The organism is Streptococcus halichoeri, from assembly GCF_009870755.1.
GTDB classification, from domain to species: domain Bacteria; phylum Bacillota; class Bacilli; order Lactobacillales; family Streptococcaceae; genus Streptococcus; species Streptococcus halichoeri.
On record NZ_WLZU01000002.1, the window covers coordinates 16144 to 36526 of the forward strand.

General features: G+C 43.6%; 13 protein-coding genes. 4 read left to right on the top strand and 9 right to left on the bottom strand.

Annotation, left to right across the window (positions count from 1 at the left end; all coding sequences use genetic code 11):
• Positions 1–116: 116 nt before the first annotated feature.
• The 3 genes from GWD08_RS00905 (at position 117) to GWD08_RS00915 (ending at position 5495) form a co-directional block, all read left to right on the top strand.
• Positions 117–1760 (top strand): LPXTG cell wall anchor domain-containing protein, encoded by a 1644-nt coding sequence (locus GWD08_RS00905; RefSeq protein WP_159547999.1) that lies wholly within the window; start codon positions 117–119, stop codon positions 1758–1760.
• A gap of 383 nt (positions 1761–2143) precedes the next feature.
• The gene (locus tag GWD08_RS00910; protein ID WP_159563925.1) at positions 2144–3355 is read left to right on the top strand and encodes an LPXTG cell wall anchor domain-containing protein; all 1212 of its coding nucleotides are present in this window, start codon (positions 2144–2146) and stop codon (positions 3353–3355) included.
• Between the two features lie 373 nt (positions 3356–3728).
• Positions 3729–5495 carry an LPXTG cell wall anchor domain-containing protein gene (locus tag GWD08_RS00915; RefSeq protein WP_159547995.1) on the top strand — a complete coding sequence of 589 codons (1767 nt, stop codon included), beginning with the start codon at positions 3729–3731 and terminating at the stop codon, positions 5493–5495.
• A gap of 361 nt (positions 5496–5856) precedes the next feature.
• Here GWD08_RS00915 and GWD08_RS00920 read toward each other — a convergent pair whose 3' ends face one another.
• Together GWD08_RS00920 and GWD08_RS00925 are read right to left on the bottom strand one after the other, a co-directional pair.
• A complete protein-coding gene (locus tag GWD08_RS00920; protein ID WP_159547993.1) occupies positions 5857–6624 on the bottom strand; it encodes a CAMP factor family pore-forming toxin in 768 nt (255 codons plus the stop codon).
• 521 nt (positions 6625–7145) lie between these two features.
• On the bottom strand, positions 7146–8507 hold the full coding sequence (locus tag GWD08_RS00925; RefSeq protein WP_159547991.1) for a DHA2 family efflux MFS transporter permease subunit: 1362 nt from the start codon (positions 8505–8507) through the stop codon (positions 7146–7148).
• A gap of 178 nt (positions 8508–8685) precedes the next feature.
• On the opposite strand from GWD08_RS00925, the gene GWD08_RS00930 reads away from it, so the two are divergent.
• A complete protein-coding gene (locus GWD08_RS00930; RefSeq protein ID WP_159544549.1) occupies positions 8686–9261 on the top strand; it encodes an isochorismatase family protein in 576 nt (191 codons plus the stop codon).
• A 458-nt stretch (positions 9262–9719) separates the two neighbouring features.
• Here GWD08_RS00930 and GWD08_RS00935 read toward each other — a convergent pair whose 3' ends face one another.
• The 7 genes from GWD08_RS00935 to GWD08_RS00965 form a co-directional block, all read right to left on the bottom strand.
• Positions 9720–10937 carry a peptidoglycan bridge formation glycyltransferase FemA/FemB family protein gene (locus GWD08_RS00935; protein WP_159547989.1) on the bottom strand — a complete coding sequence of 406 codons (1218 nt, stop codon included), beginning with the start codon at positions 10935–10937 and terminating at the stop codon, positions 9720–9722.
• 530 nt (positions 10938–11467) lie between these two features.
• Complete coding sequence (kdpC, locus tag GWD08_RS00940; protein WP_244295456.1) at positions 11468–12076, bottom strand: potassium-transporting ATPase subunit KdpC; 609 nt, start codon at positions 12074–12076, stop codon at positions 11468–11470.
• 228 nt (positions 12077–12304) lie between these two features.
• Positions 12305–14371, bottom strand: coding sequence for a potassium-transporting ATPase subunit KdpB (kdpB, locus tag GWD08_RS00945; protein ID WP_159547987.1), 2067 nt, complete (start codon positions 14369–14371; stop codon positions 12305–12307).
• Positions 14372–14379: 8 nt separating this feature from the next.
• The gene (locus tag GWD08_RS00950) at positions 14380–16116 is read right to left on the bottom strand and encodes a potassium-transporting ATPase subunit KdpA (RefSeq protein WP_159547985.1); all 1737 of its coding nucleotides are present in this window, start codon (positions 16114–16116) and stop codon (positions 14380–14382) included.
• 12 nt (positions 16117–16128) lie between these two features.
• A complete protein-coding gene (gene kdpF / locus GWD08_RS08895) occupies positions 16129–16206 on the bottom strand; it encodes a K(+)-transporting ATPase subunit F (RefSeq protein ID WP_159544635.1) in 78 nt (25 codons plus the stop codon).
• A 538-nt stretch (positions 16207–16744) separates the two neighbouring features.
• Positions 16745–17458: a response regulator transcription factor gene (locus tag GWD08_RS00960; protein ID WP_159547983.1), complete on the bottom strand. Its 714-nt coding sequence runs from the start codon at positions 17456–17458 to the stop codon at positions 16745–16747.
• Position 17459: 1 nt separating this feature from the next.
• Complete coding sequence (locus GWD08_RS00965) at positions 17460–20093, bottom strand: sensor histidine kinase (RefSeq protein WP_159547981.1); 2634 nt, start codon at positions 20091–20093, stop codon at positions 17460–17462.
• Positions 20094–20383: the final 290 nt, after the last annotated feature.

Genomic DNA, 20383 nt, shown 5'->3' on the forward strand with positions numbered 1-20383 from the left:
GCGCTTCCTACGCCGCAATCATAAGTTTATAAGCCCGTCAATTCCTGACCTTAAGTATATATATATACTGATGGGTGCTGTAAAAAAGCTTAGAAATGAAAAGGAGATTAAAGACTATGGCGAAAAGTCATTGGAATTGGACGAAAAAGGCAGTGTTAACAGGCCTTGTCGTCAGTGCGGGCTTACTAAGTGGTCAGGAAATAGTAAAAGCAACGGCTGTGACGAATCCAAATGTAGCCCGTGCATGGGAATTAAAGATAAAGGCTGATAACATAGAGAAAGCAGCAAAGCAAATATCTATGGAAGCAACTAGAGTAGCAGGACAAGCCGCTCATACTTCTGAAGAGCAATTTTTAAAAGAATATACAGAACTAATAGAACAACTAGAAGATATTACTCATGAACAAAGGATTGCAAATTTTGACGGTGCATTTGATTTTGCATTAAAGGAAATAGAAGAAGAAAAAGAGAAAGTTGCTGAATTAACTTCTGAAAAGGCCAAGCTAACTGAACAAGTAAAAAAGGGGAGAACAGAAACAGAGGAACTAAAAGGTGAGCGTCAAAAGCTTCAAACTAATTTAGAAAATTCACAAAACAAAAATGCTGGATTAGAGACTAAAATAAAAGACTTACAAGCAAAGTCTGAACACACTGAACAGTCTTTAAAAGCAAGTCAAGAGAAAGTGAAAGAACTTGGTGAAAAAATCACCGAGTCAACTAAGCAAAATCAAGACTTGAAAACTAAACTTGATAAAGATGAAAAGGATTTAGTTGCTCTTAAAGCAAAATTTGACACAACCGAAGCAGCTAACACTGAAGCAAAAGCTAAGCTGCAAGCTGAATTAGAGGCTAAGAAAACTGAGGTCAGTGACTTACAAGCTAAAGTGACTGAAAGCCAAGCCACTGTGGATAAGCTAACCTCTGAAAAGCAAGCGGCTGAGAGTCAGGTTTCTGCCTTAACTGCTGAAAAAGAGCAGCTCACCAAGGACAAGGCAGAAGTTGAGGCTAAGCTGCAAGACCAAAGCAAGCTTAGTGAGCAAGAAAAAGCGCAACTGGAGCAAAAACTAGCTGATGTGCAAGCAAAAATCACTGAAAAGGAAAACGCTATCAAAGGTCTTGAAAGTAAGCTGGCTGAAACAAGTGACAAGCTTAAGGACTTAAGCAGCCTCAGCTCCGAAGAAAAAGCCAAACTCCAACAAGAATTGCAAGATTTGATGGCTAAGCTAGATATGCTCAAAAAAGAGCAAGAGAAAGCACCAAGCACTCCTGAAACACCTCAAGTTCCTGAAGTGAAACCTGAGGACCAACCAGCTGAACCTATGGAGCCGGAAAGCAAACCGGAAGTTCCAAGTCAGCCAGACGTACCTCAAATGCCAGAGGTAACGCCTGCGCCTAAACCAGCACCAGAGCTGCCTCAAGCTCCGGAAACTAAACCTGAAACGCCACAAACATCTCCAAAAGCTGACAAGAAACCAGGCACACCGGAGCAACCGGAAATCAAGCCAGCTCCAACCCCTGCTATTCCGGAAGTTAAACCAAGTGCACCACACACTCCTGAAAAACCAGGCCAAGGCAAACCAGCGGCATCAAAAGCTAACCACGCAACAACTCCTGCTGCTCCACACATGCCAGCACCAAGTGCAAACACTGCTGCGCACTTGCCACAAACAGGTGATAGTGTCAACCCATTCTTCACCGTAGCTGCTCTATCTGTCATTGCTTCTGCTGGCGTACTTGCCGCTAAACGCAAAGAAGACTAGACAGATTTACACAGATAACATTTCTACTCCGTAAGATAAAACCTTAGTGATTAACAAAATGGCTTTCCATAATTTCTGTGGAAAGTCATTTTTGCTGGCTTAAACTGCTGTTGTGATTCCCCAAAAACCCTTCATATCAACCTTAAAACGTTTCCTAATGCTTTAATCATAACTTTGCAAGCCCGGCAAATCCTGAGCTTAAGTATATATATATATACTGGAGGTTGCCGTAAAAAGCTTAGAAATGAAAAGGAGATTAATTTAATATGGCAAAACACCATTGGAGCAAAAAGGCGGTCCTAACAACTCTAGCCATCAGTGCAGGGCTGCTGAGTGGGCAGGGAAGTGTAAAGGCAGATACTGATGTCGAACATGCAAAATCCATGATTCAAGCTGCTATGGATCTTGGTAATAAAATACTTTGGTTACGCGACCATACTAGAAATTTGAAACAAGCCGTTACAACCCAACCAAGAAATATAGACCAATTAAAACGGCTAAGTGAAATTGTTGAAAACGATATAGACACCATAACTCATGGAAAAGCTTTAGAACAAGCAATTAACGAGTGGCATCAGCGCGGTGAAGAAAATAAAGAATTAACTACAGCAAATCAAAAGTTAAACGAGCAAAATGAAAAATTAAATCAAGACATTATCAATGCTCAAAAAGAGAATCATGCCTTAAAAGTTAAGGAAGGTGAACTTACTGATGAGCTTAATAAAACTAAAACAACCAATAAACAACTTGAAGATAAAATTAGTGAAAATGAAAAAGCTCTAACAGATAGTGCAAAACAGGTTGAAACTCTTAATGAAGAAATTAAAAATTCTACTGAAGCGAGAAACAACTTGCAATCTCAGCTTGAAAGTAAACAAAAAGATTTAACTGACCTTCAACAACGTTTTGATAGAACTACAGAAGATAATAAAGAAGAAAAAGCGAAACTTCAATCCGAACTAGAAAACAAGAAAACTGAAGTAGCTGAACTACAAGCCAAAGTAACTGAAAGCCAAGCTACTCTTGATAAGCTAACTGCCGAAAAAGCTGAGGCTGAGGCGAAAGTTAACAGCTTGACAAGTGAAAAAGCTGACATTGAGGCGAAGCTTAACAGCCAAACTGAGCTTAGCGAAGAGGAAAAAACTAAGCTTAAAGAACAGTTGGCTGATGTGCAAGCGAAAATCGCTGAGAAAGACGCTTCAATCAAGTCGCTTGAAGGTCAGCTTGACGCCCTCAAACAGCAGGAGCAAGAAAAAACTCCGGAAACTAAACCTGAAACGCCAAAAGCACCTGAAACTGGTAAACCAGGCACTCCGGAGAAACCGGAAATCAAGCCGGCTCCAACTCCTGCTATTCCGGAAGTGAAACCAAGCACACCACACACTCCGGAAAAACCAGGTAAGGCTCAACCAGCGGCGCCAAAAGCCCACCACGCAGCTACTCCTACTACTCCACACATGCCGGCACCAATTGCACACACTGCTGCACAATTGCCACAAACTGGTGAGGCTGCGACCAACCCATTCTTCACTGTGGCAGCTCTCTCTATCATTGCTTCTGCCGGCGTTCTTGCCACTAAACGCAAAGAAGACTAGTCAGAGCAGCTCTAGCCACGCTATTGGCACAACCGCCACTCTTCTATAATCCTTTCAAAGCAAAAAAGGGGGGCTACTCTCTCCTATCGGCCCTCACTCTAAAAACCAATTCCAATGACAAGCTTTCCACGATACCTAGCGTGGAAAGTTTTTTTGCTCTGCCAAATTACCTCTCAAATCCAGCCAATCAAAGCTACAATTGTATTAGATTATCCAATCACAAGTTTAAAAATAAAGCAAAATCTGACCTTAAGGTTATATATATATATATATATATATATATACTGATGGACGAGCCTGAAACCGTGGTTTCAGATTACAAGAAGTGGAAAAATACCTTGCTTTAGATATTTGGAGAGAAAAGGAAGAAACAATGAAACAACGAACTGCCGTCAAAACCCTGTGCCGTCAGGTACTAGCCACTAGCCTCTTGGCTGTCAGCTTCCTAGGTGCTGCCGGCCTAGGCCAAACCGCTTACGCGGAGGAGAAATATCAGGGGCTGAAATCTTTATTGGAAAGTGTTTCTAAGACTGGTAACTTTAATACTGAACAATTTAAAAAATTAGTGAAGACCGCTGATGTTACAACTTTAACTGACCTTTTAGCTCTGTTTGCTGGTCCTGACACTATTAATGGAAAAACAGATATACCACAGTCACTTACTGTTAAATATGGCTACCCCATGGGAGAGATTACCAAGAAAAACGGGAATGTTAGACAAGTGGTTTTTGAAGAATTTTCACAGCGCTTTAAAGATAAAGAAGAAGCTGTAAAAAACTATATTCAAAAGAGAGATGAATGGGTAGAAGTTAACAGAGAGCTCGTACAAGAACAGCAAAAAACCCAACGACAGCGTGAAGAGCTAGAAACAACTAAAAAGCAACTAAATGACAGTCAATCAGAACGGACAAAACTTTCAACTCAGTTAGCAGAAACGAATAAAGCTAAGTCTGCCCTCGACGCACAAATGAAAACTTTGCAAGCCAAAGCTCAAGAAACAGAGACAGCGTTAGCAAAGAGCAAGCAAACCGTTCAAGAACTTAACACCCAGATAGTTGATTCCACAAAGAAAAACAATGAACTGACAGAGCAACTGCAAAATGAGCAAACCAAGTTGTCCACTCTTCAAGAAAAACTTAAAACAAGCGCTGCTCAAAACGAAGAAGAAAAAGCTAAGCTGCAGTCCCAATTACAGGCTCAGCAAGCGCAAGTGGCTGAGTTGCAAGCCAAAGTGGCCCAATCCACCCAAAAAGTTCAAGAACTGGAAGCCGCTAAAAAGGCAGCAGACGAGAAAGTCTCCAGTCTAACGAAGGAAAAAGCCGAGACAGAGGCGAAACTGCAAGAGCAAGGCAACCTCAGCACAACTGAGAAGGCTAAGCTAGAAGAAAAGGTTAGACAGCTGGATGCACAAATCAAGGAAAAAGAAACTGCTATCAAGACCCTTGAAGGCAAGCTAGCTGAATCAACTCAGTCTATTCAAAAACTAGAAGCTGACAAGGCCCGGGTCGAGTCTAAGCTCAAAGAACAAGACAAGCTGAGCCAAGCAGATAAAGACAAACTGCAAAAAGAGTTGGATGCTTTAAATGCTCAACTGAACACTCTTAAAAAAGAGCAGGACAAAGCTCCAAGCAGCCCGGAAATGCCTAAGGCTCCTGAGACTAAGCACGAGGAAAAACCAGCTGAACCGAAAGCTCCAGAAAGCAAACCCGAAGTTCCAAGTCAGCCAGATGTCCCTCATGTACCAGAGGTGACACCTGCGCCTAAACCGGCACCAGAGCTGCCTAAAGCTCCGGAAACTAAGCCTCAAGCTCCGGAAACTAAGCCTCAAGCTCCACACACTCCAAAAGCTGACAAGAAACCAGGCACACCGGAGCAACCGGAAATCAAGCCGGCTCCGACTCCTGCTGTTCCGGAAAAACCAAGTGCACCGCACACTCCGGAAAAACCAGGCAAAGGCAAACCAACGGCACCAAAAGCTAACCACGCAGCAACGCCTGCTACTCCACACATGCCAGCACAAAACACTGCTGCGCACTTGCCACAAACGGGTGACGCTGCGACCAGTCCATTCTTCTCCGTGGCTGCTTTGTCTATCATGGCTTCTGCTGGTGTGCTTGCTACTAAACGCAAGAAAGACTAATCACCCCCACTAACTAAAACTCCTGATACTATTTTTCAATAGTATCAGGTGCCACCTTCTCCTACGTACCTCTTGGCACCTAGAGTCATATCACAACAAGGCTTCCCATTTGAAAAGATGGGAAGCCTTTTGCGTACGACATGCCCGTCGTACTCAAAAAACGAGCTTCCCTTTGTGGGTTAGCTCGTTCCTTGTAACCTGGACTGGTTTTAAGCCAGCCTTAAGTTGACAACTTTTCGTACGATGAAAAAATGTTATGAAAACCTTGTTATATTAATTGATAAACCTCTTTTCAATGTTTAGTGACCTATTGCTGGATGAAGGATGAGTACCAATCATTCTAATCATACCACTGTTTATCTTATTTCAAAGCTGCTTGCAATGCAGCGTTTAGATTAGCAATTTCTTGGTCAACTTCTTGAACTGTTGCAGTAGGATTTAATTGGACACCTACTGCATGTGTGATAGCTTTGTTTAAGGTATTGTAAACCGCAAAGCTCTTAACATTTAACACTTTTTGGTCTCTTTGGATACGTGTTTGCCAGATGGCTTTATCTAATTTGGCTTTGGTATAAATAGTTGCTTTATCTGTTGGCTTCAAATCAGGATAAGTCAATACGGCTTGTTCTACTTTTTTAACTTCGGCCACTTGGGCTTTGATGGCATCTACAGATGCAAATGGATCGGCAATGCGAATCACTAATTTGGTGATAGCAAAGCCCATATCAATATTGGCTTGGCTAACTTTGTTTGCTAAATGTTGGGTTGAAAATGTGATGGCTTCAATAACGTCGGATAAGGCCTCTACACGAACGCCAATTGAGCTTAAATCATAAATGGAAGCAGGGTTAACTTCTAAAGACGTTTTTAGTTTTTCTACAGTGTCAAGAGCCGTGGTGACGGGTTGTTCAATATCAGTACCTTTAACATCATCTTTGATAGCTTTCAATTGAGCACCATCTTGATTTAATTGTTGTTTAAGCTGCTGATTTTGAATGTTGACTTGACTAATGGTTATTGGACTAGTAGCCTGGTCTGCATGTGCTTTTAAAACTGCGGGAGAAAATAAGGTAATCCCTGCAGCTAGCATGGCACCAGACAAATAGAGCATATGTTTTTTGATTGTCATAGTTGCCCCTCCTAAATTAAAATGTTGTATACTGCAGTATTTTAACTTATAGGTACCTACACCTGTATCATACTCTTTAATCAGAATGCCGTCAACACAATACTTTAAGCGTTTTCTTTAGCGATAGCCATTTACAGATTAAATTTGTCATGAAATTAAATTACTCATTTTTGTATAATGATTCATAGGGGATGATAATTCTAATTTTCTGACTTTTATCTTTGATGCGGCCCATTCTGATGCTGTCGCTTTTTATGATTTAGCTGCTAAAGCTAAATATGTCAGAACATTCGCGTTACTTAACTTGTTTTTTAACGAGCATTTATTCATGCTTTTTTAAAAAAATAAATTTTCTATTCATAAAATTTAAGCAGCCTAAAAAAAGCTATTAAAGGGGGTTATCTTTTGCAAAAACTGCCCTAATCAGCTCCCTTATGGGCTTTTGCTCACTTGCTGCTCCTTGTCTTTGCCGGTGTACCACAGCCCCTGGCGAAGCAGGGAAGGCCCAAAGCCCTCCTGGTTTACTTGTTTTCTTTTGATCTGATGGCTAGGAACAAGCCCAAGGCTGCCAGTCCACTAATCACACTGTACGTAAACTGAAAGCCGGCTTCAAGTGTCTTTTGCATTCCCATAATACTGACAAAAACAGCCGTCCCAATAGCAGCAAAGAGTTGACGACTAGAGCTATTCATGGCACTGCCATGGGGAATCAAGGATAAAGGCAAGGCATTCATAGCTTTAGCTGTTAGAGGGGTTAGGATAAAGGCATTGCCGGTCATCAAAATCATAAAATTAATTATGATAGCATAGGGCTGAGATGCAGCCGTTAGGTGCGATAAGAGCAAGCTACCTGTTAAGATTAAAAGCATGCCTGAAACGGCAAAGACCTTGCCGCCCCATTTGTCATAAAGGCGACCGGTGATTGGCGCTAAAAGCCCCATCAATAAGCCACCTGGCAAGATTATCAGACCACTTTGCAGAGCTGTTAATCCCCTAATTTTTTGAATATAAATTGGCATGAGGGTCATCGAACTATTGAAAATCATAAACATGATAATAATCATCAGGCAGGATTCAACAAAAGTCGAAGACCTCAAAACGGCCATATCCAGCATGGGATTTTCTAGCTGTTTTTGCCGGCGCACATACCAAAAGAGGGCCAAGAGAGATAGACCGATTAGGCCCCAGAGCCAGGCCTTGGAAAAGCCAATTCTGCTAGCTGTGCTAAAGCCATAGAGTAAGCCGCCAAAGGAAACAGTCGACAACACAACCGAAAGCACATCTAACTGCGAAGCATTGGTTAAGGTGAGGTTTTTTACCAGAAAAAGGCTAACGCCGACATTTAAAAGCATCGCCACTAGAACAAAGACGAAGATCGCAGGCCAATGATAAAAGCTTAGAATCCAGCCGGCTAAGGTCGGGCCAAGGGCAGGTGAAAATCCGGTAATTAAGCCAAAAATCCCCATGGCCACTCCTCGTTCTTTAACCGAATAAGCCGTTAATAAGACCACCTGCATTAAGGGAATCAAAATACCCGCTCCGATTGCTTGGATTGCCCGGCCCAAAAGCAAAAGCAAAAAGGTCGGACTAACAAGGCAAAGGAGCGACCCCAGCATGAATAAAAGCGTAGCTGTAAAATACAATTGCCGCGTTGAATAATTGGAGGTGAGGTAGGCTGATATGGGAATCATAATCCCATTAATCAGCATAAAAATCGTGGTGACCCACTGGGCGGAACTTAAGGTTAGGTGAAAAGACACCATCATATCTGGCAAAGCTGTCGCTAATAAGGTCTGATTTAAAACGGCGATAAAAGACCCTAGCATCATTGTTAGCACTGCTAAATTCCGCTGCCGGGCGCTTATGTTTAAAGGCTGTGACATTTCTCTACTCTCCTTGAAATCTTTTTACTTGAAAATGGCTTCAAATTCATTTACGATAGTATTATAATACCACTATGTAGTGATATATCAACTAATAGGGCTCGCGCTTTTAGTGGTAGCAAGCCAAAGCAACACTACCACAGCTCAGCAATTGAAGAAATGAAAAGAGGAAACAACAATGGATATGCGTAAAACTGCTCTGATTTTAATCGACTTACAAAAAGGCATCTTAGACATGCCGACGGTCCCCCATCAGGTGCCAACGGTCCTTGCGAATGCCAAAACTTTAGTTGATTTTTTCCGGGAAAATGAGGCCTTTATTGCCTTTGTCCGCGTTCAGTTCCATGATGGCAAAGATAAGCTCGCGCCAAATGCCATGCAAGCCTTGCCGGGCAAAGACACGGCGGCTGATTTTTCTGACTTTGCGCCAGCACTTGGTGTCACAGACAATGACTATATTGTGAATAAACGTGGCTTTAGCGGTTTTTTTGGTACAGACTTAGACCTGCAACTACGCCGTAGGGGGATTGAGACTCTGGTCCTTGGGGGTATTTCTACCCACGCTGCGGTGGATTCAACAGCAAGAGACGCTTACCAATATGCCTATAATCAATATTTTATTACAGATGCGATGGCTGCTGCTCGTCTAGAGCTGCATGATTTTCCCATCCAAAACGTCTTTCCAGTTATGGGGCAAACCCTAACCACCCAGGCATTTTTGGAGCTGGCTAAAAGCCCAGCCGCAAAGGACTAAACAGGCCACATACGTAGCTTAGATGAGTAGGTCAAGAGGCGCAGACCAGTATGGGCAGGGCACGTGCGTACATCAACACTCGCAGGTCAAGATAAGCAGATCAGCACAAGTAAGCCACATAAGCAGAGCAAGATGAGCAAGTAGGCTAGGCCAAGAGGCACTCAGGTCACACCGGGCTACCTCTTGGCTTTTCATCTACTCAGCTGGTGAGCTTGTCCCCGTACAAGCAAAAAAGCACTGTCCATGGAAATGGAAACAGCACTGCTGGGTGGTTGAAGTCTGCTTAGAAAACTCGCCTCTTAGCAGAGGTGAGTTGTGTTACAAGGCTTGGCCGATTTTGGCTAAGGTCAATCAAGGGTGGGCTTGTCAAGCTGGCCTGTAGCTTAAGCTGGCAGCGGGACGCAGTTGTCCGGCGCCTGCTCACTCACTGAGAGAATAGGCCAAAGTAAGCTGGCGCTTTAGCTATTTTTTTGCCTGCGTAAGCTTTTTTGTTTCTTATAAAAGCTGTAGGCCTTTTTCCCAAATTTGTAAAGCCATTTGTTGCTTGGTAGATTGAACTCGCCGATGTATTCGTCAATGGTAGGCTTAAAAGATAGCTTGAAGGTTGATAAACCACCATCTAGTTTGCCTTCCACACCGCCCATATTGGCCCAGGTCAGGCCATTTTGATAACAGGTCTTGAAAATCTCTGTGTTTAAAAGATACTGGGGATAATAATGTTTAAACTGATTATTCATACCGGCATAAAGCAGCTCAATGCCGGTGGCAAATCGAATCCCCAAGACACCTGCAATGACCAATTCATTAGGGTAGTGCTGGGCCAGCTCTGCTAATTCGGCTGCTTGCTTTTGTGTGGCTGTGATTTGCTGGTTGAGGTTTTTGATGCGATTTTTCTGATGGTCTGGTGTTGCTGCCAAGTCATCTGTTAGTTGCTGTAAGCGGTCTTTTTGCTGCTTGAGCTGTTTGGCTATATCGATTTTGGCAAAGTAAAATTCGGCCTTATCACCGTAAATGGTCTTTATTTTGTTGAAATAGTCATAATTTCTGAGGTGAATCTGCTTGCGCTGTTCCGTTAGGGCAATTAAATCGGCAAAGACTTGCACCTCATTGGCATGGCCTTGGCTAATGTCAACGCCTTTTTTACGAGCTGTTTTGATTAAGCGTTTCACATGCTTTTGGTAGTCTTCGATGCTTTCTGGTGTCAAGTGCTTATTGGCCTGAAAGCGGGGTTGCACGGTATCAGATAAATCAAAGGTCAAACCTGACCAAATGGCTCCGGTCTTTTCAATGCTAGCAATCACTTGTTCGCAGGCTGCCACTTGCTTGGGATTTGTGCGATCAAAGAGCAGGCTAGGATCGCATTTTAATAGTAAAAAGCGTTCTTTTTTGGCATATTGTTGTAAGACACTAAAGACTTCTTGGACAAGGTCTTGGTTGCTATAATCAACCACTGGCCCTCTTGGTATATAGGCTACGCGAAAGTTCGCGGCAATGGTTCTAATCAAAACACAAGCACCGGCAACTAAGTCTTGATCTTGGTAAAAGGCAAGGTATTGAGATTGCCAATTATCCTTGACTTGCGACCATTTGCTGCCTTGTAGTAAATTGCCATAGGGATGTTGCTCTACAAACTGATCATATTCTGTTTTATCTATACTTACTGTATAAGTAATCATTCTTTCTTTCCTCACTTAAGAGTCATTTTCTGTCACTGATGTGCTAAAAGATATTTTTGGCACTATTTTTTAAGCTTTTTTTAGCATAGGAAAAGGGGCTACTTTTGCTTCTAGGGCCCATCATTATTAGTTGGCATAAAAGGCTCGGCTAGCCCTAAGGCCTAAAGTCGCTAGCTTTTGGCTTTTACAAGAGGAGGGTTAGTTTTTGGCTTGCTCGTTTGGGGCGATCACAAACTAAAAAAGTCCCTTATTTCCAGTTTATCAGCTTTTCTTGAATAGTCAAAACATTGCGCACCTCATTCATAAAAATCTAAGCTACTTGCCACAGCCGCACTCTGAACTGCCCGGCTCGCCATTTGCTTGGGCGCAAAGTCTAGACGGGCTTGGCACTAGCGATCTGTCAGCTGGGCGATTTGCGCTGCGCGCACGTGTGTGGAAGCGCTTACCCAAAACGCAAAAAAAGCATGCCCCTGCTATTTTGAGGGACATGCTGGCTCACGAGTCTGGGGTTTGGAAGGTTGATTCAGCTGTTATTTGGCCCGAGCTTCGAGCTCAAGGTTGACTGCTAAAACATTGACGCGTTCTTCTCCGATAAAGCCTAGCAGCTTTCCTTTGGTATGTTGAGCGATAATGCCTTTGAGAGTAGCTGTGGATAGGCCTGTTGTGCGCGCTAGACGCGGAATTTGTAAACTAGCACTTTGCGGACTGATCTCTGGGTCTAAGCCCGAACCTGAGCTTGTTACTAGATCAGCTGGCAAAGCTTCTTTGTGGATGGTTTTATTCTGACTTAGAAAGGCGTTTAAGTCATGTTGGACGCGGTTTTTTAAGGCTGGATTGCTTGGTGCTAAATTTTGTGAACCTGAAGCCACTTTAACGGTCTTAAGCTTTGCATTGTAGGTATTATAGTGGATTGCTGAGGGCCGGCCGTGCAGGAAACGATCCGATGAAAAGTCTTGGCCAATTAAAGCGGAACCGACTACCTTTCCCTGGTAGGTTATCTGGCTACCACGCGCCTGATGAGGAAAAATGACTTGCCCCACAGCTGTGACCACTACAGGGTAGATAAAACCACATATCAGGCCAAAGACTAAGGTGAGTAAGAAAGGGGTTTTGAGATGACTGAACAATTTCTTGATCATGTTGATGAATTCCTTTCGTGACATCCTTGACCCACAGTTTGCGCCAAGGATTTTTTTAAATAAGGTAGCAAATAGCATAGCACTTAGCTAAAGCCTGCTGTGATGAGCTAAAGAGCTTTGGCGACATCGCCTTAACTTTTTTTGAGTTAAGACAAAAATATCTCAAAAGCTCGCAGCAAAGGTGACATCCTCCTCACCAAGTAAACCATTGCACCAAGTAGGGGATGCCTAACCTAGCAACAAAGGCAAAAAGAGTGTAAGGATAAGATCAATTAGCTTGATTCCAACAAATGGTAGTACAATGCCACCTAATCCATAAATGAGCATATTATGGGTGAGTAATTTCTCTGAGCCTTGTGGCTTATAGGCTACTCCTGTCATAGCTACGGGAATCAGCAAGGGAATAATAATGGCGTTAAAAATCAATGCTGATAAGATGGCACTTGCTGGAGTAGCTAAGTGCATAATATTAAGCACTTGGATCTGGGGAATCGCCGTCATAAAAATAGCTGGGATAATGGCAAAATATTTTGCCACATCATTAGCAATGGAAAAAGTCGTTAGGGCCCCGCGGGTCATTAATAATTGCTTGCCAATTTCTACAATATCAAGAATTTTAGTCGGATCACTATCTAAATCAACCATATTGGCTGCTTCTTTAGCAGCTGTGGTACCTGAATTCATAGCAATGCCTACATCTGCTTGGGCCAAAGCTGGGGCATCATTGGTGCCATCACCTGTCATGGCCACGACTTTTCCCAATTGCTGCTCTCTTTTGATGGCTTTTATCTTGTCTTTAGGTTTACATTCAGCAATAAAGGTATCAACACCAGCCTCTTGGGCAATAGTGGCTGCTGTAAGGGGGTTATCACCTGTACACATGATGGTTTTAATCCCCATTTCCCGTAGTTGTGCAAAGCGCTGAACTAAGCCGGGTTTAATCGTGTCTTTTAAGTAAATAACGCCTAAGATGCTTCTATCATCAGCAACCACGAGTGGCGTTCCGCCTTCTGAGGAGATTTCTTCTGTGATGGTCTTAAGATCTGCTGGGACCAGGCCTTGCTTGGCTTTTACATGAGCGATAATGGCATCGCTGGCCCCCTTTCTAATCATGCGCCCAGAGGCAAAATCAAGGCCGCTCATGCGGGTCTGGGCTGTAAAGTCGACAAAGGCCATGTCAGGTGTGACAGCAGGCAGGGCCAAGCCTTGCTCTTTGGCAAGCTTGAGGATGGACTTGCCTTCTGGGGTTTCATCTTGCAGGGAACTCAGCATGGCCACTTCCATTAAGGTGACGTGTGATATCCCAGCTACCGGCACAAAGCGAGCTGCCATGCGATTACCAAATGTAATGGTGCCCGTTTTGTCCAAAATCATGGTATCAACATCGCCACTGGCTTCGACAGCTTTTCCCGACATGGCAATGACATTAAAGCGGGTGACCCGGTCCATGCCAGCTATCCCAATAGCGGATAAAAGTCCGCCAATCGTTGTTGGAATTAAGCAAACACTCAAGGCAATTAGAGTTGACACATCAATACTAATATGCAAAAAACGCGCTATGGGATACAAGGTTATAATGACAATGAGGAAAATGATCGTTAGACTCACTAGCAAGGTGCTCAAGGCAATCTCATTAGGTGTTTTTTGTCTAGAAGCACCTTCTACTAACGCAATCATTTTATCAAGAAAAGACTCTCCCGCATTTGAAGTGATTTTGATTTTTAGCCAATCACTGGCTAGGCTCGTGCCTCCTGTGACAAAGGCAAAATCACCACCGGATTCTTTAACAACTGGCGCTGATTCTCCTGTTATCGCCGATTCATCCACAGAAGCAATTCCTTCGATGACTTCACCATCACTAGGAATCAATTCGCCAACCTTAACAAGGACAATATCGCCTTTTTTTAGCTCAGCGGCATCAATCATTTCTTCTTGCCAGGTGTTACTTGTTTTTTCTTGTCGTAGACGGCGCGCTGTCATGGCTTGCTGGGTCTTTTTGAGACTCTCTGCCTGCGCCTTTCCTCGGCCTTCAGCAATGGATTCAGCAAAATTAGCAAAGAGCAGGGTGACAAACAAAATCATCGCAACGAGACCATTATAGGTACGGTTACTCTGATCACCTTGGTAAAAGACATTAGGGACCAAAACGAGCAGCAAGGTAATCACAAAGCCGACTTCTACAACAAACATGACAGGATTTTTAATCATGTAGGTGGGATTAAGCTTCATGAAAGCACCTTTTAGAGAACTTTTCACAATTGCTTGCGTTAAAAAATGCTTTTTCTTGGGAATCATTGTAAACCTCACATTGTCAAATAATCAGCCAAGGGACCAAGGACAAGCACAGGTAAGAAGGTGAGCGCTGAAATAATCAGTACCATCACCAATAACACACCCGTAAAGGTCCAGGTATCGGTTTTCAAGGTGCCTACAGAGTCATTGACGGGCTGTTTCATCATCAAAGATCCGGCAATAGCTAGCTGAATAATCACAGTAGCATAGCGCCCGAAAAACATGGCTAGGCCGGTTGAAATATTCCAAAAAAGGGTATTATCTTTTAAGCCTTCAAAGCCTGAGCCGTTATTAGCTGAAGCTGAGGCAAATTGATAAACGACCTGAGACAGGCCATGAAAGCCAGGATTGCTAATACCGGCTATTCCTGCTGGTACAGACAGAGCTAAGGCAGAAAAGCCAAGGATAATGAGGGGATGAATGATAATGCCTAGGGCAATTAAGGTCATTTCCTTACCCTCGATTTTCTTACCGAGGTAAACTGGCGTTCGGCCGATCATGAGACCGCAGATAAATACGGTCAAAAGGACATATAAAATCATATTCATCAGGCCAACGCCCTTGCCGCCAAAGATGACATTTAGCATCATGTTGATCAGGGCGACACCCCCACCTAGTGGGGTTAAGGTATCATGCATATTATTAACAGCCCCAGTGGTAAAGGCAGTGGTCACCTCGGTAAACAGACCAGACATGGGCACACCAAAGCGAACTTCCTTGCCTTCCATGCTGCCCATCAGCTGGTTGAGACCCAGTTGCTTAAACAAGGGATTACCCTGACTTTCTGACCAGAGAATCAGCAATAAGCCCGCAAGAAATAACAGTGTCATCACACCACATAAAGGTCTGGCTTGTTTGCCCAGCTGCCAGAGACGGTGCTTGATAGGCCTTGGTTTTAGGGCCAAAGGCGGAGCTGCTTCGCTTTTTTCATCAGCAACCATATAGCCAAAGGCAACTAAGGTCGCCCCTGGTAAAAGCATCATGGATAAAATGTCAATCATGTTAGTGATGACATTAGGATTTTCAAAAGGTGCGGCCGAATTAGCGGCAAAAAAACCTCCACCATTGGTGCCCAAATGCTTGATGATTTCAAAAGAGGCGACCGGCCCAAGGGCGATGGTTTGGAATTTCCCTTCTAGCGTGGTGATCTGCAGCTGATGCATAAAAGTTTGCGGTACCCCTTGGGAAATAAGGACGAGCGACCCTATGAGCGAAAGGGGCAAAAGCAGCCTAGTAATGATGCGCACCAGGTCAACGTAAGCATTTCCCATGTCCTGGTATTTGCCAGATAGACCTCTGATAAAGGCCATGGCGGCCGCAAAGCCTGAGGCAGCCGAGGTAAACATCATAAAGGTAATCACCAGCATCTGACTCAGATAAGATAAATCTGTCTCACCTGCATAGTCTTGCAGATTTGTATTGGTGATAAACGAAATGACCGTATTAAAACTAAGGTCTGGCGCCAAGTTACCAGCTTGATTTGGGTTTAAAAAAAGCCAAGCCTGAGTTCGTAACAAGACATATGCGAGCAAAGCCATAACAGCATTGGTCAAGACTAGTGCCATAGCATATTGCTTCCAAGTCATACCGCGCCGCCTTAAGCCAATACACTTGTAAATCCAGTTATCAATCGGATCCATGATAGGGTCTAAAAAGGTTTTTTGCGCGGTAGCTAGCTGATAAAGGTATTTGCCAGTTGGCAGCATGAGCAGGGCTGCGACTGCTAAGACGACAATAATCTGTAACATCTCCCATTCCCCCTAAAATTTCTCTGGATGGAGCAGAGCATAAAAGAGATAAGCAACTAATATGAAAACGATAAATCCTAAAATAAGCATTTCTGACAAAGCCTCTTTCTAATCTTCTTTAATATGTTGGTCGCACCAGTCAATCAAAATCAGCATGGTGCTAACACAGCCGATAAAAGCTAACACCAACAAACTATCTAACATAAGCGACACCTCCTTTTAGTGTGCCATCATTCTAGCACTAAACATCTAAATCTAGTGTAAAAATCAAGGAGACTATCTAAAGATAGTATAAAGATAAGGCTACTAAAAAAACCTGTGACCAGGCAAAGGACTGTGACAGAGCACGCGCGCTCATCAGCAATTAGTCCCTCACCTGTCTACAGGTTAAGCCTTGGTTAAAAAAAGCTAGGCCCTGCTGTCTTGAGCTTTGTCACAGTCAAGACCCTCATGATACGTTTTTATGCAATAGCCAAGCACAGCCTTTTTGCTGCTTGCGCCAAAAAAGGCGCCTTAGCGCCTCAAAATTGTGAGCAGGCCAACTCACCTCTAAAAATAGCTAACCCCCCTGCAGCAGAAGTGAACAAGCTGAGCTTTCAAGCAAAGGGCAAAATGGCAGGAAAAAAGTTTACGCTTCTAATTTGACCATGCGGTAGCCAATGCCGATATGGGTTTGGATCAGCCTTGGGCTTTCTGGTCCTAGTTCGATCTTTTTGCGCAGCGTATTTACAAAAACACGTAAGGCTGAAAAATCCTCCTCATAGTAGCCCCAGATGGCCTTGACAATAAAACGATACGTCAAGACCCTATCAAGATTATCTGATAAGAGACAGAGCAGCTTGTATTCAATGGGAGTTAGATGAACGGCCTCGTCCTTAACAAAGACACTATTTGACGGGAAGTAAATGCGCAGCCAGCCATTCACAAACTCCGTTTGCTCAGCCTTAAGCTCACCTTGTTGTTGGCTAAATTGAAAGCGTCTAATGTTAGCTCTCACCCTGGCTAGCAGTTCGTCTGTACTAAAAGGCTTGGTCAGGTAGTCATCTGCTCCAGCATCAAGAGCTAAAATCTTCTCACTATCTTCTCCGCGAGCACTGACAATAATAATTGGCAATTGGGAAAAGCCACGGACCTTCTCAATGATTGCTCGTCCGTCCATATCGGGTAAACCAAGGTCCAACACCAGCAAATCTGGCAATTGGGAAACAATGTGACGCAGGGCATCTTGACCCGTTTGTACAGCGACATACTGGTAGCCTGCAACTTCCATCGTCAGTGATAACAATTTACTGACTGAGGGGTCATCTTCACATATTAAAATGCTAATGTTATCCTTTATCATCTCAAACAATCACCTCCACTAAAGGTAGGGTAAACCCAATAATCACACCTTTTGGCTGGTTATCCCGGGCATAAATCACCCCACCATGGGCAGTGATGATGCTCTTACATAGGGATAAGCCAATGCCAAGACCACGTTTAGCATCTACAGCTCTTTGGCCAGGCGTGTAAAAAAGTTCAAAAATCTTCTGCTTATCTGAGTCACTAATCCCAGGACCATCATCTGCCACCTCAACAACAATACTCTTAGCTCGGCGTTTTGTAGTTAGGGTAATGGCTGAGCCAGGAGGGGTGTATTTAATGGCATTGTTAATAATATTAATCAAGACCTGGACCATCAAGGCACCATCCATCTTGGCCATGAGGAGTTCTTTGGACAAATGCACCTGAAAATGATGCTGGCTGACATGCCGATCAATATGTTTTAAGGCTTCTTCAACAATTTCTTCAAAAACATTGGTGCTTAAGGTTAACGCAACGTCACCATCTAACTTGGTAATTGACAGCAGATTTTCCACAAGATTAATCAACCACATGGCGTCATCATAAATATAGGTGGCTAATTCGACCATTTGGGCTCTCTCTAAGGGATTTGCGGCCTCCATCATTAGGCGGGCCTGGCCGGAGATGCTTGTTAGGGGGGTGCGTAAATCATGGGAAATAGCCCTTAATAAATTTGCCCGCAGCTGCTCCTTTTGCATTTTTAGTCTGATGCTTTGTTGCTCTTCGCGCAAGTTTTCTTTTTCTAAGGCTAGGGCGGCTTCGCCTAAAACAGCAAGAAGAACTGATTTTTCAAAAGCATCAAGTGCTGGTTTACCTGCCATTAAAATCCCAATCACGGCAAAGACTTGGTCCTTTCCCTGAATAGAGAGGTACAGGTAGTGCGCAGCCGACAAGGTATTGGTGGTTGCCCCAGCACGCTTATTATTATGCAAAACCCATTCGGCGACGCCGCGCTCTTTTTGCTGGTCATAACTCTGCAAAGTTTGCGTGGAGTGACTGCTTGGAAAATAGCGAGCTTGGTTTAAGGTGCCCTGTGATACGGAATAGATAACAACATCACGCACAAGCAGTTTTTGGATCTGCACCGCTACTGCTTCTAGAATATCTGGCAAGTTAGCTGCCTTTGATAAGGCCTTGTTGGTTTGGAGCAAAAGCTCTGTACGGTAGGATTTTTCCGTCGAAATTCTGGCTTGTTCTTGCCCTCTATTGATCAGGCTAGAGGTGATTAAGCCAGCCATGAGCATAATCATAAAGGTAATCGGGTAGTTGGGGCTAAAAGCCTGAAAAGTGTAGTAGGGAAAGGTAAAGAAGTAGTTAAAGCAAAGCACAGATAGAATCGAAGAAATGACACTTGAGAGTTTCTCCTTAGTCCAAACAGCATTGATCTGCACACCTAAAATATAAATGGTTATGATGTTATCCACACTAAATTGCCAGTAGCGAAACAAAAGTCCAATGACTGTCACAACAATTAAGGAAATCAACGTTTTCCATAAATCACTCATGGAAAACTGCCATCTAGAAAGTGAGCGTTTCCGGGCAGGCTTTAGACTATCGCCTACCTTTTTACCTCTGGCATTTGGAATCACAAAAATATCCAGGTCAGGAGCGGCTTGGCTGAGAACCTCAACAAGATTCTCCTGCGGCCAAAACCTTCTGTCAATGCTCTTTCCGACCACTAGCTTGGTCACGTGGCTTACCTTGGCATAGTCAACAATCGCTTTTGAGACATTTTCGGCGTAGACTAGCGAGATATTAGCACCTAATTGCTCTGCTAACTCAAGATTCTGCTGGAGATGGGTATCAGAGCTTGATTCAAGGCCTTCTTCGTCCAAACTGCCAACATATAAGGCTGTAAAATCCGCCATAAAAGCACTAGCCAGGCGCGAAGCAGCCCGAATCACGTGACGAGCATAAGGAGAGGACGACACACAAACTAAGACATGCTCTTTGGCAGTGATGCTTTTGTTGACGGTATCAGCTCGTATGACGCTTTGATTAATCTGATCGGCCGTTTTACGTAGGGCAATCTCCCTTAGTGCAATTAGCTTTTCTTCTTTAAAAAAATGTTGCTTGGCACGATGAGCTTGACACTTGCCATAGATCTTTCCTTCATCTAACCGCTCTAGTAAATCTAAAGGGGCAATATCGACCAATTCAATCTTGTCTGCTTGATTAAAAATGGCATCAGGAATGCGTTCATTGACCTCAATTCCCGTAATGTTTTCAATCACGTCATTCAAACTATCAATATGCTGAACATTGACAGTAGTGTAAACGTCTATGCCGGCATGCAGCAGTTCCTTAATATCTTGGTACCTTTTTTTATTGCGCGATCCTGGACAATTGGTGTGGGCTAATTCATCCACGAGCAAAATATCTGGGTGCCGCTTGAGAGCGGCATCAATATCCAGCTCATGCAGGGTGATGCCTTTGTAGATCAAGCGTTTGGGCGGTAACTGCTCCAAACCATTTAACAATCTCATGGTTTCTGGACGATCATGTGGCTCAATATAGCCTGAAACCACATCCAAGCCGGCCTTTTTGGCGGCGTGAGCACCTTCAAGCATGGCATAGGTCTTGCCAACACCGGCGGCATAACCAAAATAAATTTTTAACTTTCCTGTGGACATGGCATCTCCTTAACACTTTTTAAGCACTGCTTATCCTGGCTATTTGTCGACTCTATTGTAGCACGTTTTTCTTTTTTTCTGTAAATTCTCAGTGTTTTAGGTCCACATTCCTCACCACCTTCCCACCAAGAGCGACCTTAGAGGAGCTGACAAATGCCGCTGAGCAGGTTACAGCTATTTAGCATTTTTGTCAAACTTCCCCCCTACTCCACCTGATTAGCTTTGCTTTTCTTATCCGCCTGAACCATCAAAAAAAACCTCTAGAAAAGGCCTTCTAGAGATTATGGTTC